This window comes from Glycomyces terrestris, assembly GCF_003933745.1.
GTDB classification, from domain to species: domain Bacteria; phylum Actinomycetota; class Actinomycetes; order Mycobacteriales; family Micromonosporaceae; genus Glycomyces; species Glycomyces terrestris.
The window spans coordinates 14,311-27,398 of the sequence record NZ_RSEB01000009.1 but is presented as its reverse complement, the minus strand read 5'-3'; the positions used below and the strand labels follow the sequence as shown (position 1 = coordinate 27,398).

Sequence of the window (13,088 nt, the reverse complement as noted above, 5' to 3'; positions counted from 1 at the left end):
TCTCTCCGTGGGCTACTCGCCCGGGATGCCCTCGTTCTCGAGCGGGACGGGGCTGGGTTCGATCGCGGTCACCCGGCCGGCGGACACCTCGTAGGTGGCGCCGACGTAGTCCTGGACGCCCTCGTTCACGACCGTGACGCCGACGGCCCGGTAGGCGGCGTGGTCATCGCCGCTGTAGGAGAGCGGCACGATGCCGTTGCCGACGAGGTCGCCCGATTCGACTGCGGCCACGAGGGACTCGCGGGTGGGGTCGTCCCCGGCGGCGGCGAGCGCCTCGCAGAACAGGTAGCCGACGCTCATGCCGAACACGGTGTTCCCGGTGAACGGCGCGCCGTCGTTGTACTCGGCGTTGATCTCCTCGAACAGGGACACCCATTCGCCGCCGGGGCTGAACGGCAGGTAGTTGACGCTGACCATGCCCTGGAGCAGGACCGGGGCCAGGTCCTCGCCGAGGTAGCCGGCGAGGGTCGGGTAGTCGGCGCCGGAGGACGAGACGTACCAGCGCGGGAACCACTCCATCTGGGCGGCGGTGCCCACGGCCATCGCGGTGAAGCCGTTGATGGTGCCGAGGACGTTGACCTCGCACCCGGCCGCCATCATCGCGCCGAGCTGCGCGGTGAGGTCCTCGCTGGAGACCGAGTACGTCTGGACCTCGGCGATCTCGTTGGAGCCCACGACGGTCTCGACGCCCTCGATGACGCCCTCCCCGTAGTCGTCGTCCTGGCCGAGCACGCAGACGACGGCGCCGGGGTCCTGCTCGACGGCGTACTGGGCGAGGGCCGCACCCTCGGTCACGTAGTCGGCGTTGAACGCGAACGTGTTGTCGTAGACGTCGGGCTGGTTCCAGGTGAGCGACCCGGAGGAGACGAACAGGTCGGGGACGCCCTGCTGGTCGAGGTAGTCGAGGACGGCGGAGTGCGTGGGGGTGCCGAGGCCGTTCACGATCGCGAAGACCTCCTCCTCGGTGACGAGCTCGCGCACCGCGGTCTGGGTGGCGGCCGGGTCGTAGGCGTCGTCCTTGACGAGGTACTCGATCTCGCGGCCGTTGATGCCGCCGTTGGCGTTCACGTACGCGAAGTACGCGGCGGTCGCGGCCGAGATCGTGGAGTACCCGGCCGCGGCCGGGCCGGTGAGGGGCTGGTGGGTGCCGATGGTGACGGTGTCGTCGGTGACGCCGGGGACGGACTCGTCTCCGCCGGGGGTGCTGCACGCGGCCAGCGCGAGCGCCGCCGCGGCGAGTGCGGCCGCGGCCTTGGATGTGGGGGTTCGCATTCCGATCACCTCTCTGTGGTCGTGGAAGGGGTTGCGAGGCGGAGGGGCCGGGCGGCGCGGAGCCGGTCGAGCAGTCGGGCGGCGCCGCCCGGCCAGGCGGTGGTGAGGGCGATGAGGCCGGCGCCGAACAGGAGCACGGCGAGGTTGCCGTCGAGGCGCCGCCCGAGTCCGTCCGGGGCGAGGGCCGCGAGTTCGTCCAGGCCCCAGGGGAGGACGGTGACGAGGACGGCGCCGATCGCGGCCCCGCCGATGGATCCGAGGCCGCCGGCGACGGCCGCGACGACGAGGAGGAGCGAGAAGCCGAGGCCGTAGCCGCCGGGGGTGACCTGCTGGGTGGCGATGGCGAGGGCGGCGCCGCCGAGGCCAGCGGGGACGGCGCTGGCGGCGAACGCGCCGGCCTTCACCGGTCCCGGGTCCACTCCGGACAGTCTGGAGGCGGTTTCGTCGTCGAGGACAGCGCGCATCCGCAGGCCGGCGCGGCCGTTGCGGAGCATCACGAGCGGGGTCACGGCGACGGCGGCGGTGGCGATCGCGAGCCAGGCGTGCCACTGCTCGACGGCGATGAGCGCGGCGAGCGGTTCGGGCACGGGCAGGAAGGGGGCGCGGACGCCCTGGTCGCCGCCGAGCGGGAGCGTGTTCGCGGCGGCGGGGAGGGCGATGACGAGCGCGAGGGTGAGCCCGGCAAGGTAGGGGCCGCGCAGGCGCGCGGCGGCGGCGCCGAGGAGGAGGCCGAGGGCCCCGGAGGCGGCCGCGGCGGCGACGAGGCCGGCCAGGAGCGCCACCGGCCAGGGGCCGTCCACCGCCGATGCCGCGGAGGCGAATCCGTAGCCGCCGGCGGCCATGAGGACGGCGTGGCCGAGGGAGAGCTGCCCGGTGAGGCCGACGAGGACGGTGAGGCCGGCGACGGCCGCGAAGCACGCGGCGGCGGTGGCGAGCTGGTAGTTGCGGAACGGGTCGAGGCCGAAGGTCCCGCCGATCGCGAGGACGGTGAGGAGCAGGGCGCGCAGCGGGGTGCTCATGCGGTGCGGGCCTCCTTCGGGGCGAGCAGGCCGCCGGGGCGGACGAGCAGGACGAGGGTCATGAGGGCGAGGACGGCGAGCGGCGCGGCGGACGCGGAGACGTACCCGGTGACGAGGCTGACGAGCAGGCCGGTGCCGATGCCGGCGAGGAGCGCCCCGGCGGGCGAGTCGAGGCCGCCGATGACGGCGACGGCGAACGCGTTCACGAACAGCAGGTCGACCGCGTGCGGGTTGAGGCCGAGTTCGGTGGGCACCAGCAGGAGTGCGGCGAGGGAGGCGGCGGCGACCGAGAGCGCCCAGCCGAGCGTGGCCATGCGCGGCACCCGGACGCCGAGGAGGCGGGCCGTCTCGGGCGCGAACGCGGCGGCCCGCAGCTGGAGGCCGAGCGGGGTGCGGTTGAACAGGAGCGCGAGCGCGGCCATGACCGCGGCGGCGGCCGCGAGCGTGAACAGGTCGTAGGGGGACAGGACCGGGACGCCGCCGATGAGGAAGGGCCGCTGGGAGAACGGCGGGTGCATGGGCCGGTGCTCGGGGCCGAACGCGATGGCGAGGCCGGCCTGGAGGACCATGACGAGGCCGATCGCGACGATGATGCCGGGCAGGGGCGCGTGCGCGGGGAGGCGGCGCATGAGGCCGCGCTCGGCGCCGGCGCCGAGGAGCGCTCCGGCGGCGAGGCCGGTGGCGAGCCCGGCCCAGTAGGAGCCGGTGGCGGCGGTGACCGCGAACGCGGCGTACACGGCGGCCGCGGCCATGGCGGCCTGGGCGAAGTTCACGGCCCTGGCGGTGCGCCAGACGATGACGAGGGAGAGCGCGAAGAGCGCGAGGACGGCGCCGCGGGCGAGCCCGGCGGCGGCGAGGAACACGAAGCGGTCCATCAGAACCCCAGGTAGGCGTGGCGGAGGGCGGGGTCGGCGGCGAGGTCGGCCGCGGGCCGGTCAGCGGCGACCGCGCCGAGCGACAGGACGACGCCGCGGTCGGCGACCGAGAGCGCGCCGGTGACGTTCTGCTCGGCGAGGAGGACGGTCAGGCCGGTGCGGGCCGCGGTCGCGCGCAGGACGCCGAGGAGCTGGGCGGTCGCCTTGGGCGCCAGGCCGAGCGACGGCTCGTCGAGGAGGAGCACCCGGGGGCGGGCGAGGAGCGCGCGGGCCAGCGCGAGCATCTGGCGCTCCCCGCCCGAGAGGGTGTGGCCCGGAGCGCGGCGGCGCCGGTCGAGCGCCGGGAACAGGGCGTACATGTCCTCGGCGGCGGCGTCGAGGGCCTTGCGGCGGTGGCGCCACAGGCCGCCGAGGCGGAGGTTCTCGTCGACGGTGAGTTCGACGACGACGCTGCGGCCTTCGGGCACGAGGGCGAGCCCGCTCCTGACGCGGTCCTCGGTGGACTCGGCGGTGAGGTCGCGGCCGTGGAGGGCGATGCGGCCGGTACGGAGCGGGACGAGGCCGGTGAGGGCGCGCAGGAGCGTGGTCTTGCCGGCGCCGTTGGCGCCGAGGAGGGCCACGACGGCGCCTTCGGCGATGTCGAGGTCGAGGGCGTCGATGACGGGCGCGCCGCCGTAGCCGACGGTCAGGCCTTCGCAGGCGAGGGCGCTCATGCGGCGGCCTCCAGCCCGAGGTAGGCGGCCTCGACGGCCGGATCGCCCTGCACCGCTTCGGGGGCGCCCGCGGCGATGACGCGGCCGAAGTCGAGGACGACGACGCGGTCGGCGACGCGCATGACGAAGTCGACGTGGTGCTCGACGACGAGGACGGCGCAGTCGAGGCGCTCGATCGTCTCGGCGAGGGCGTCGATGTCGGCGGGGCCGAGGCCGCCGGCGGGCTCGTCGAGGAGGAGGAGCCGGGGGCCGGTGGCGAGGGCGCGGGCGAGGGCGGTGCGCTTGCGCTCGGGGTAGGGCAGGGTCCCGGCGGGGCGGTCGGCGTGCGCGGTGAGGCCGAGGTCGTCGAGTGCGGTGCGGGCCTTGGCATCCGCGTCGGGGTCGCGGAGGCTCGTGAGCGGGACGAGGACGTTCTCGAGGACGGTGAGGTGCTCGAAGAGGCCGAGTCCCTGGAGGGTGCGGGCGACGCCGGCCTTGAGGAGGCCGGTGGGCCTGGCGGGGGCGGGGCGCCCGGCGATGCGCACGGTTCCGTTGCGGGGCTTGACGAGTCCGCAGACGGCGTTGAAGGCGGTGGTCTTGCCGGCGCCGTTGGGGCCGATGAGGGCGACGGTCTCGCCGTCGTGCACGTCGAAGTCGACGCCGTCGAGCGCGGTGAGGCCGCCGAAGGCGACGCGGAGTCCGCGGACGGAGAGCCGGGGAGGGGTGGTCATGCTCGCTCCTCTTCGGGTCGGGACGGTTTCACGCTACCGCAGATACCGACCGGACGGTATGTGCTGTGGACAGTGAATCCATTTCGATATGTTCCAGGTCTCGGCGCGGGTCGCGCGGCCGGTCAGGAGTGGGGGATGGCGGTGGTCATGCCGCCGTCGACGACGATCTCGGTGCCGGTGAGGTACGCGGAGGCGTCCCCGGCGAGGAAGACCACGGCCCCGGCGGGGTCGGCGGGCGCGCCGGGCCGCCCGAGCGGGATCCGGAGTCGGTCGGGGTCGATGCGGGCGGTCATGCCGGTCCGCACGAACCCGGGGTGGACGGAGTTGACGCGGACGCCGTCGGGCCCGAGCTCGACGGCGAGGGACTTCGTGAGGCCCCGGACGCCGAACTTCGAGGCGGTGTAGCCGTGGAGGCGCGCGCTGCCGCGCATTCCCTCCACAGAGGACATGTTGACGATGGAGCCGCGCCCGGCGGCCTTCATGGCCGGGACGACGGCGCGGCAGCCGAGGAAGGTCCCGGTGAGGTTCACCGCGATGACGGCGTTCCACTTCGCGAGCGTGAAGTGCTCGATCGGGGCGGCGTTCGCGATCCCGGCGTTGTTGACGAGCACGTCGACCGCCCCGTGCGCGTCGAGCACCTCGGCGACCGCGCGGTCCCACGCGGCCTCGTCGGTGACGTCGAGTCGGCAGAACCGCGCCCCGAGTTCGCCGGCGAGCGCCTTCCCCTCGGCCTCGAGCACGTCGGCGACGACGACGCGGGCGCCCTCGGCGTGGAGGGCGCGCACGCAGGACTCGCCGATCCCGCGGGCGCCGCCGGTCACGATCGCGACCCGTCCGTCGAGGCCGTTCACTCCCCCACCACCACGACGATGCGGCCGGTGGTCTCGCCGTCGGCGAGCCGCTGCACCGCGTCCGCGGCGTCCTCGAACGGCACGGTCTCGGCGACGGCGGGGCGGATCACGCCCTCGTCGGCGAGGCGGGTGAGCGCGGTGTGCGCCTCCGCCACGAGCTCGGGCCGCTTGCGCTGGTACAGGGCCCAGTGCAGGCCGAGCACGCTGTAGTTCTTGACGAGGGCGTGGTCGGCGCGCACCGGCGGGACCTCGCCGGAGGCGAAGCCGACCACCACGATCCGGCCCTCGAAGTTGACCGCCTTCGCGGCCCCGGCGAACGAGGGGCCGCCGACCGGGTCGAAGACGACGTCGGCGCCCCCGGCGGCCTTGACGGCCGCGACCCAGTCCTCACCGCGCAGCAGCACCCGGTCGGCGCCGGCCGCCTCGGCCGCGGGCGCCTTGGCCGAGGAGCCGACGATCCCGATCACGGTGGCGCCGGCGGCGGCCCCGAGCTGGCACGCGGCCGTGCCGACCCCGCCCGCGGCGGCGTTCACGAGGAGCGTCTCGCCGCTTTGCAGCGCGGCCCGCTGGTGGAGGCCGAACCAGGCGGTCTGGTACGCGATGAGGAACGCCGAGGCGGCCGCGTCGTCCAGCGAGTCGGGAGCACTGTGGACGGACCAGGCGGGCACGGCGGCGTACTCGGCCATGACCCCGATCGCGGTGGCGACCACCCGCTGCCCCACGGCGACCGAGTCGACGCCGTCGCCGAGCGCGGCCACCTCGCCGCACAGCTCGATGCCGGGCGTGAACGGGATCGGCGGGCGCTCCTGGTACATGCCGCGCGCGAGCAGCACGTCCGGGAAGTTCACGGCCACGGCGCGGGTCCGGATGAGGACCTCCCCCGGGGCCGGCTCCGGGACCGGGACGGGGGCGAGCGCCATCACGACCGAGGGCTCCCCGTGCGAGAAGACCCGCCACGCGCGCATCGACTCAGCCATCGGTCCTCCGCAGGCTCCGCAGGAACAGTTCGGTGATCTGGGCGGCGAGCTCGGCCTCGTTCTCGGGGCCCTCGTGCGAGTACCAGTGCGGCAGGTAGTGGATGTCGGAGAAGAAGTGCGCGATGAGCACCGGCACGGGCACGTCGTCGCGGAACCGCTTCTCCTCCTGGCCTCGCACGATGAGCTCGGCGAATTTGTCGTGGTACTCGCGGCGGCGGCGCTTGACCTCGGCCTGCCGCTCGGGGGTGAGCATGTGCTGGCTGCGGAAGAACACCGTGCCCTCGGGCAGGAAGTCGATCGAGGTGACGACGACGTCCTCGCACACGGCCCGCAGGACCGCCTCGGTCTCCCCGCCCGCGGCGGTGATCTCGTCGAGGCGGCGCTTCTGGAGCGAGAGCATCCGCTCGTAGATCGCGAAGAGCAGGTCGTCCTTCGAGGTGAAGTAGTGGTACATGGCGCCCTTGGTGACGCCGGCGGCCTGCACGATCTGCTGGACGCTGGTGTTGGCGTACCCCTGCTCGGCGAAGAGCGCCAGGGCCGCGCGGAGCACCTCGTCGGCGACGTTCTTGGTCTTCATGGCTCCATCCTTCACCAGGACAGGCGCGCGCTCGCGCCGCCGTCGACCAGGAGCGTCTGCCCGGTGACCCAGGCGGCGTCCTGCGAGAGCAGGAACGCGGCCGGGCCGGCCACGTCCTCGGGCGCCCCCAGCCGCGCCAGCGGGTACGCGGCGGCGGCCTCCGCCTCGCGGCCCGCGTAGAGCGCCTTCGAGAAGCGGGACTTGACGACCGCGGGCGCGAGCGCGTTCACGCGGACCCGCGGCGCGAGCTCCTCGGCGAGCTGCGAGGTGAGGTTGATCAAGGCGGCCTTGGAGATCCCGTAGAAGCCGATGCCGGGGCTGGCGGCGGTCCCGGCGATCGAGGCCATGTTCACGACCGACCGCAGGCCGCCCGCGGCGGCGGCCTCGCGCGTCCACGCGAGGGCGGCGATCACGTTGACCTCCAGGATCTTGCGGGCCGCGTCGGGGTCGATGCCGGTGAGGGGCCCATAGGCGGGGTTGATCCCGGCGTTGTTGACGAGGTGGTTGAGCCCGCCGAAGCGCTCGACGGCGTGCGCGACGGCCGCGGCCTGGTGGCCGGCGTCGTCGGCCCTCCCGGCGACGCCGGAGGCCCGCTCCCCGAGCTCGCCCACGGCGCGCTCCAGCGCCGCCTCGTCGCGGCCGGTGACGACGACCGACCCGCCCTCGGCGGTGATCCGCCGGGCGATCGCGAAGCCGATGCCCCTGCTCGCCCCGGTGATCAGGGCGACGCTGCCCTCGAACCTCTGCATCCACAGCTCCAAACCGTCTGGTCGGTATGTAACGCAGACTACCATGCGCGAACGGCCCGCGCATCGCTCCGCCCGAAACCATCAGCAGAGGCGCATGCTCGTATACATGCAAACGACGATTCGCATCGATGCCGCGGTCCGCGACCGCCTGGAGACCCTGAAGCAGGAGGGCGAGTCGCTCGGCGACGTCGTCGAACGCCTCGCGGAGGCGTACAACCCGTTCGCCGGCCTCGGCGATTTCCTGTCCCGGCCCGATGTCGCCGCGGCGATGGACGCCGACTACCGGGCCTCCCTCAAGACCATTCCCGGAGAGCTGCCTCAGTGAAGCCGACCCGCGGCGCCGTCGTACGACGCGGCGACACCGGCAGCTACGGCCTGGTCATCGCGAACGACATGCTGCACCAGGTCTCCGACATCGTCATCCTCTGCACCGTCCTCCGCTCGGAGACCATGGCCGGGCACTCCCCGCATGCCATCCCGATCGAGGCCGCCGACCAGCACCTGTACGCCATTCCGGTCCTGGTCCACACCGCGCCCGCCTCAGCTGTGGCCGAAGTCGTCGGCACCGCCGACGCCGACCAGCTCCGCTCGGTGACCCGCACCCTCAACGCCGCCACCAGCCCGTGAGCCAGCGCGCTCACCGGCGGGCGCCGCCGAGGAGGGCGAGGACATCGCGGTCGTGGAACTGCCGTTCGCCGAGGCGCTTGCGATGGTCTGCACCGGGGAGATCGCCGACGCCGAGCCCGTGACGCCGGTGCAGTGGGCGGCCCTGGACGGCCCGTTCGGCGGGGAGCGCCGCCCGCAGCGGGATCGGGCTTCGGGCCGCCGGGCGGTTCGCGGCGGGCCGGGGAGCGGGGCCGGCATTCGACGCGCGTCCGCTGCGCGCGCCGGCTCGGACCTGAGCGGTGGCGGGCGGCGGTCCTGGGGCCGCCGCCCGGCGCGTTCAGGACCGCACGCCGCGGCAGGGCGCGTCCTCCCGGCGCAGGAACGCCAGCTGCGCCCGCTTCTCCTCCAGCTGGATCTCCGGACCCAGCGTGAACCCGGTGCGCCGCAAGCGGGCCGCGGCCTGCGCGTTCCGCGCGTCCGGCTCGACCACGATCCGCTGGTGCGCCGGGTCCGAGAACAGGTACCGCGCGAGCACGCCCATGAGCTCCCCGGTGAAGCCCGGCCGGACCTCCCGCGCGCCCGCGACCAGGAGGTGCGCGCCGATGTCGCCGGGCTCGACCTCGTAGCACTCCCCCACCGGGTCGGCCGCCGGCTCGTACGTCTGGAACAGCGCGATCGGCTCGCCGTCCCGCGTCACCAGGAACGCGTGGTGCGTCTCGAGGGAGTCGAGGTACTCGTAGATCTCCAGCACATGGTCCTTCGAGTGCCCGGTCATGCCCCAGAACCGGGCCCGCTCCTCGGTGACCCATCCGTAGACGAGGTCGAGGTCCTCGGCGGGCCTGACGGGGACGATCGCGACGCGGCCGAAGCCGCCGACCTCGTCCTCGAACACGGCGGGACGGTCGATCATGCGGTACTCCTCTTGCAGCTCTTGCCAATCGGTGACGACCGGGGCGAGGTCGCCCCGCTTCCAGAGGGGGAACTGGTCGCGCTGGTGCGGACCCGGCTCCCCCGACGCTCCGAAGGGGACGATCCAGCGGCTGCGCTCCCGGTCCCCGAGGTCCCACACCCACCGGGCGGCCGGCCCGCGCAGGAAGTCCTCGCTCAGGCCGGGCGCGCCGGAGGTGGAGAGCACGCACTCGGCGTCCCCGGCCATGCCGTCGAGCGGGCCGACCGGGTCCTGCCCGGGGGCCGGGTCGTGCCAGGCGGTGAGCCGGTGGACCTCGCCCCAGGCGACCGGTTCCCGCTGGGCCGCTTCCTCGACGGCGGCGGCCAGCGCGGCGTCGCGCTCCGCCTCGGTCACCAGGCCGCTGTCGAGGACGTGCCGGAGCGCGAAGCCGATGCGGGTCGTGAGCGCGAACCAGGGAGCGAAGAACGGCGGGTGCCCCGTCGGCTCGGCGAGCGGCGCGAACACCGGGAGCGCGGCGAGGGCGCGCGTGAACGCGCTCCTGACGGCGGCGAAGGCGGCGGCCTCGGCGCTGCCGGCGTCCATGTGCCGGTCCCAGTCGAGGAGGCGCTTGCGGAGCGCGGCGGCGTCGGGGCCGAGGTCGAGGGCGGGGAGCAGGTCGAGGAGGACGTCGGCCGTGGGGAGCCGGGTGTCGGTGTGGATGCGGCGCATCTCGTCGGCGTTCCAGTCGGCGCGCGCTTCGAGGAGGTCGCGGATGCGGTCGGCGCGGTCGGGCGGGCAGAACTCGACGCCGAGGCCGGCGGCGATCCCGCGGTCGTTGGCCATGGTCGCGATCTGCTCGACCGGCTTGCGGGGCATGGGCTTCCAGCCGCGCCAGGCGTACCGCTCGTCCCAGGCGAACACCGGGTAGCGCGAGTTCTCGGCGTCCCGGTCGGGGACCCTGCCCGCGGCGCGGTGGAGGAGCCCGCCCTGCGTGTCGGCGGCCATCACGATGTTGACCGGGAGGACCCAGTCGTCGAGGGCGGCGTCCACGTCGGCGACGGTGCGGGCCCGCAGGAGCTTCGGCAGGGCGGTGAAGCCGAGGTCGGGGGCGGCGTCGACGGGGCCGCGGAGGCTGAGCGCGCCGCCGGGGCCGTCGGCGACGACCGGGCCGCGGGCGGTCTCGAGGACCTCGACGGCCTGCGTCCCGCCTCCGGCGACCGCGAACGTCTCGGTGCGGGCCGCGACGGGCTCCCAGCCGCCGGGGCCGAACGCCTCGACCGTCCCGTCCGGGTGGCGGCGCAGCTGCTCCCGGAACAGGTCCTGGGTGTCGGCCATGGCGTTGGTGATGCCCCACGCCACGCCGCCGGTGTGTCCGAAGTGGGCGATGCCGGGGATGCCGGGCATGGCGAGCCCGACGACGTCGAACTCGTCGCAGGCGAGCCGGATCTGCTGGTAGGAGCCGGGCAGCTGGATGAACCGGTGCGGGTCGCCGGCGACGATCGGCGCCCCGGAGGCGGTGCGCTCGCCGGAGACGAGCCAGCCGTTGGAACCGACCGGCTCGGGGCCGTCCATGGCGAACCGGGCGACCGCGTCCTCCCCGAGGACGTCGCGGACGCGCTGGCGCCACAGCTTCGCGGGGAAGCCGGAGCCGAACGTCAGGTGCTCGGCGAACCAGACCGCGAGGGGCGTCCAGGGTTCCCAAAGGGCGACAGGCGATCCGGCGTTGACGCCGTCGACGTACGCCCCGACCCACGCGCGGGTCCCGGCGTCGAGCGCAGCGTGGACCTCCTGCGCCTTGTGCGCGACCCGGACCTGCCGCACCAGCCGGTCCCAGCCGATCCAGTCGGCGCCGAGCAGTTCGGAGGCGGTCCCGGCGCCGCGGCGCCGCAGGTGCTCGAGCTGCCAGGCCCGGTCGGCGGCGGCGTTCCAGCCCTGGGCGAACGCGAGCGAACGCGCGTCAGAGGCCCGCAGATGGGGGATCCCCCAGGAATCCCGGTAGCATTCGAAACCCATAATTAGGTTAGTCTAACCTAATGTCGTCACGTCGATCCTGACCCGAGGAGAGGGACCGCCCATGGGCCACGGCTGGGAAGGCGCAGTGTTGAAGCTGCTGCGCGCCAAGGACTTCAAGCTCACCGTCACCGGAGCCGAGCAGGTCGCGCCCCGCTACCGCCGCCTCTCGTTCGCCGACGGCGGCCTCCTCGCCGAGGTCGGCGTCCACCCCGCGATGTGGGTGCGCCTCTGGTTCGAGCACGACGGCAAGCCCCACCAGCGCGCGTACACGCTCGTCGACCCCGACCCGGCCGCCGGCGCCTTCGACATCGAGTTCGCCCTCCACGACGGCACCGCCAGCGACTGGTCCGAGCGCGCTCAGCCGGGCGACGTCATCGCCGCCACCGTCTACGGCACCGCGTTCACCGCCCCCGACCCCGCGCCCGACCGCCTCCTCCTCGTCGGCGACGCCGCCTCGCTCCCCGCGATCAACTCCCTCCTCGACGCCTTCGCGGACACGCCCGCCACGATCTGGTTCGAGACCACCGCCGACGACGCCCTGCCGTTCCGCACCCGCGAGGCGCACGACCTCCGCCTGGTCCCCCGCGGCGACGGCACCGCCCTCGAGGCCGAGGTCCGCGCCGCGCTCCCCGCGCTCCTCAGCCCGTCCACATACCTGTGGATAACCTGCGACGCGCGCACTACCCGCGCGCTGACCGCCTTCGCCCGCAAGGACCTCGGCGTCCCCAAGGACCGCCTCCACGCCATGGCCTACTGGCGCCCTTGACAAAGCGATTGACCGGCTCCCGCGGCCGCGGCTACGGTCGCGGCATGCAGACCGGCCCCTCCCCCGCCGTCCTCGACGCCTTCGGCGCGACCGCGCCGCCCGTCCTCCTCGACGGCGGCCGGGGCCGCACCTGGCGCAGCGGCGAGATCGTGCTCAAACCGGTCGACCACCCCGCGGAAACCGCATGGCGCGCCGACGTCCTCGCCGCCCTCCCCGAGACCGACGCGATCCGCGTGCCCCGCCCGCTCCCGACCCGCACCGGCACGTGGACCGCCGACGGCTGGGAGGCCGCCGCGCTGATCCCCGGCCGCACCGACCCGAAGCGCTGGAACGACGCCATCGAGGCCGGCGAGGCGTTCCACGAGGCCATCGGCGGCCTCGCCCGCCCCGCGTTCCTGGACACCCGCGACGACTGGTGGTCCCGCGCCGACCACGACTCCTGGAACCCCGGCCTCGCCCCGGCCGACCCGACACTGCGCACCCTCGCCGAGGCCCGCACCCCCGTCGCCCTCGACCACCAGCTCGTGCACGGCGACCTGCTCGGCAACGTCCTCTACGAACCCGGCCTCCCGCCGGCGATCATCGACTGGCCGCCCTACTGGCGCCCCCGCTCCTGGGCCGCGGCGGTCGCCGCCGTCGACGCCATGTGCTGGAACGGCGCCGACGAATCGGTCCTCGACCACTGGTCCCACCTGGAGGCCTGGCCCCAGATGGCGCTACGCGCCCTCCTCTACCGCATGATCACCGACCAGCACGCCACCCCCGGCCCCTGGCGCCCCCACCCCGCCTACCACCCGGTCACCGCCGCCGTCCTCCGCCGCCTCTGACCCACCATGCACCTGGCGGCACACGACATGCGGCCGCCGCCACCAAAGCGTCATGGCCGCGATCGGCCTGCGGGGACCTCAGGCGTAGCACTCCACAAGGGACTGCCGGTGCAGGCGGGCCTGCTTCGGCATGTTCCAGCCGACGATGCCGGTCACCTAGTCGCCGGAGCGGTAGGCGGCCACGAAGCGGCGAGCAGCCGGATCGCCTTCGAGGACCTCGAGTTCGGCGTCCTCCGACGGCAGG

General features: G+C 74.4%; 14 protein-coding genes. 4 read left to right on the top strand and 10 right to left on the bottom strand.

Annotation, left to right across the window (positions count from 1 at the left end; all coding sequences use genetic code 11):
- Window positions 1-12: 12 nt before the first annotated feature.
- The 9 genes from EIW28_RS23220 to EIW28_RS23180 all read right to left on the bottom strand — a co-directional run bounded on the left by EIW28_RS23220 (window position 13) and on the right by EIW28_RS23180 (window position 7,743).
- On the bottom strand, window positions 13-1,272 hold the full coding sequence (locus EIW28_RS23220; protein WP_125250102.1) for an ABC transporter substrate-binding protein: 1,260 nt from the start codon (window positions 1,270-1,272) through the stop codon (window positions 13-15).
- Between the two features lie 5 nt (window positions 1,273-1,277).
- Window positions 1,278-2,291, bottom strand: coding sequence for a branched-chain amino acid ABC transporter permease (locus EIW28_RS23215; protein ID WP_125250101.1), 1,014 nt, complete (start codon window positions 2,289-2,291; stop codon window positions 1,278-1,280).
- Window positions 2,288-3,166 carry a branched-chain amino acid ABC transporter permease gene (locus EIW28_RS23210; protein WP_125250100.1) on the bottom strand — a complete coding sequence of 293 codons (879 nt, stop codon included), beginning with the start codon at window positions 3,164-3,166 and terminating at the stop codon, window positions 2,288-2,290. Before EIW28_RS23210 ends, EIW28_RS23215 begins: the two co-directional genes overlap by 4 nt.
- Window positions 3,166-3,879 (bottom strand): ABC transporter ATP-binding protein, encoded by a 714-nt coding sequence (locus EIW28_RS23205; RefSeq protein ID WP_125250099.1) that lies wholly within the window; start codon window positions 3,877-3,879, stop codon window positions 3,166-3,168. The genes EIW28_RS23210 and EIW28_RS23205 overlap by 1 nt, the downstream gene beginning before the upstream one ends.
- Window positions 3,876-4,589, bottom strand: coding sequence for an ABC transporter ATP-binding protein (locus EIW28_RS23200; RefSeq protein ID WP_125250098.1), 714 nt, complete (start codon window positions 4,587-4,589; stop codon window positions 3,876-3,878). The genes EIW28_RS23205 and EIW28_RS23200 overlap by 4 nt, the downstream gene beginning before the upstream one ends.
- Before the next feature lie 122 nt (window positions 4,590-4,711).
- Window positions 4,712-5,440, bottom strand: a complete 729-nt coding sequence (locus EIW28_RS23195) for a glucose 1-dehydrogenase (RefSeq protein ID WP_125250097.1) — start codon at window positions 5,438-5,440, stop codon at window positions 4,712-4,714.
- On the bottom strand, window positions 5,437-6,417 hold the full coding sequence (locus EIW28_RS23190) for an NADPH:quinone oxidoreductase family protein (RefSeq protein ID WP_232014176.1): 981 nt from the start codon (window positions 6,415-6,417) through the stop codon (window positions 5,437-5,439). The genes EIW28_RS23195 and EIW28_RS23190 overlap by 4 nt, the downstream gene beginning before the upstream one ends.
- Window positions 6,410-6,994 (bottom strand): TetR/AcrR family transcriptional regulator, encoded by a 585-nt coding sequence (locus tag EIW28_RS23185; protein ID WP_125250096.1) that lies wholly within the window; start codon window positions 6,992-6,994, stop codon window positions 6,410-6,412. Before EIW28_RS23185 ends, EIW28_RS23190 begins: the two co-directional genes overlap by 8 nt.
- 11 nt (window positions 6,995-7,005) lie before the next feature.
- A complete protein-coding gene (locus EIW28_RS23180; protein WP_125250095.1) occupies window positions 7,006-7,743 on the bottom strand; it encodes an SDR family oxidoreductase in 738 nt (245 codons plus the stop codon).
- Between the two features lie 106 nt (window positions 7,744-7,849).
- Here EIW28_RS23180 and EIW28_RS23175 point away from each other — a divergent pair, with 106 nt between their 5' ends.
- On the top strand, window positions 7,850-8,068 hold the full coding sequence (locus tag EIW28_RS23175) for a DUF7557 family protein (RefSeq protein ID WP_125250094.1): 219 nt from the start codon (window positions 7,850-7,852) through the stop codon (window positions 8,066-8,068).
- Window positions 8,065-8,370 (top strand): hypothetical protein, encoded by a 306-nt coding sequence (locus EIW28_RS23170; RefSeq protein ID WP_125250093.1) that lies wholly within the window; start codon window positions 8,065-8,067, stop codon window positions 8,368-8,370. The genes EIW28_RS23175 and EIW28_RS23170 overlap by 4 nt, the downstream gene beginning before the upstream one ends.
- Before the next feature lie 316 nt (window positions 8,371-8,686).
- Here the strand turns inward: EIW28_RS23170 and EIW28_RS23160 are convergent, their stop codons facing one another.
- Window positions 8,687-11,251 carry a GNAT family N-acetyltransferase gene (locus EIW28_RS23160; protein ID WP_125250092.1) on the bottom strand — a complete coding sequence of 855 codons (2,565 nt, stop codon included), beginning with the start codon at window positions 11,249-11,251 and terminating at the stop codon, window positions 8,687-8,689.
- Window positions 11,252-11,312: 61 nt separating this feature from the next.
- Here EIW28_RS23160 and EIW28_RS23155 point away from each other — a divergent pair, with 61 nt between their 5' ends.
- Window positions 11,313-12,017, top strand: a complete 705-nt coding sequence (locus EIW28_RS23155; protein ID WP_125250091.1) for a siderophore-interacting protein — start codon at window positions 11,313-11,315, stop codon at window positions 12,015-12,017.
- 44 nt (window positions 12,018-12,061) lie between these two features.
- Entirely contained in the window at window positions 12,062-12,844 is a 783-nt protein-coding gene (locus EIW28_RS23150) for a TIGR02569 family protein (protein ID WP_125250090.1), read from the top strand.
- Window positions 12,845-13,088: the final 244 nt, after the last annotated feature.

Bases quoted from the DNA above. Each gene is read 5' to 3' on its own strand.
- EIW28_RS23175 (WP_125250094.1), top strand. From the start codon at position 7,850: ATGCAAACGACGATTCGCATCGATGCCGCGGTCCGCGACCGCCTGGAG.
- EIW28_RS23215 (WP_125250101.1), bottom strand. From the start codon at position 2,291: ATGAGCACCCCGCTGCGCGCCCTGCTCCTCACCGTCCTCGCGATCGGC.
- EIW28_RS23155 (WP_125250091.1), top strand. From the start codon at position 11,313: ATGGGCCACGGCTGGGAAGGCGCAGTGTTGAAGCTGCTGCGCGCCAAG.
- EIW28_RS23210 (WP_125250100.1), bottom strand. From the start codon at position 3,166: ATGGACCGCTTCGTGTTCCTCGCCGCCGCCGGGCTCGCCCGCGGCGCC.
- EIW28_RS23185 (WP_125250096.1), bottom strand. From the start codon at position 6,994: ATGAAGACCAAGAACGTCGCCGACGAGGTGCTCCGCGCGGCCCTGGCG.
- EIW28_RS23220 (WP_125250102.1), bottom strand. From the start codon at position 1,272: ATGCGAACCCCCACATCCAAGGCCGCGGCCGCACTCGCCGCGGCGGCG.
- EIW28_RS23150 (WP_125250090.1), top strand. From the start codon at position 12,062: ATGCAGACCGGCCCCTCCCCCGCCGTCCTCGACGCCTTCGGCGCGACC.
- EIW28_RS23160 (WP_125250092.1), bottom strand. From the start codon at position 11,251: ATGGGTTTCGAATGCTACCGGGATTCCTGGGGGATCCCCCATCTGCGG.
- EIW28_RS23180 (WP_125250095.1), bottom strand. From the start codon at position 7,743: ATGCAGAGGTTCGAGGGCAGCGTCGCCCTGATCACCGGGGCGAGCAGG.
- EIW28_RS23190 (WP_232014176.1), bottom strand. From the start codon at position 6,417: ATGGCTGAGTCGATGCGCGCGTGGCGGGTCTTCTCGCACGGGGAGCCC.
- EIW28_RS23205 (WP_125250099.1), bottom strand. From the start codon at position 3,879: ATGAGCGCCCTCGCCTGCGAAGGCCTGACCGTCGGCTACGGCGGCGCG.
- EIW28_RS23200 (WP_125250098.1), bottom strand. From the start codon at position 4,589: ATGACCACCCCTCCCCGGCTCTCCGTCCGCGGACTCCGCGTCGCCTTC.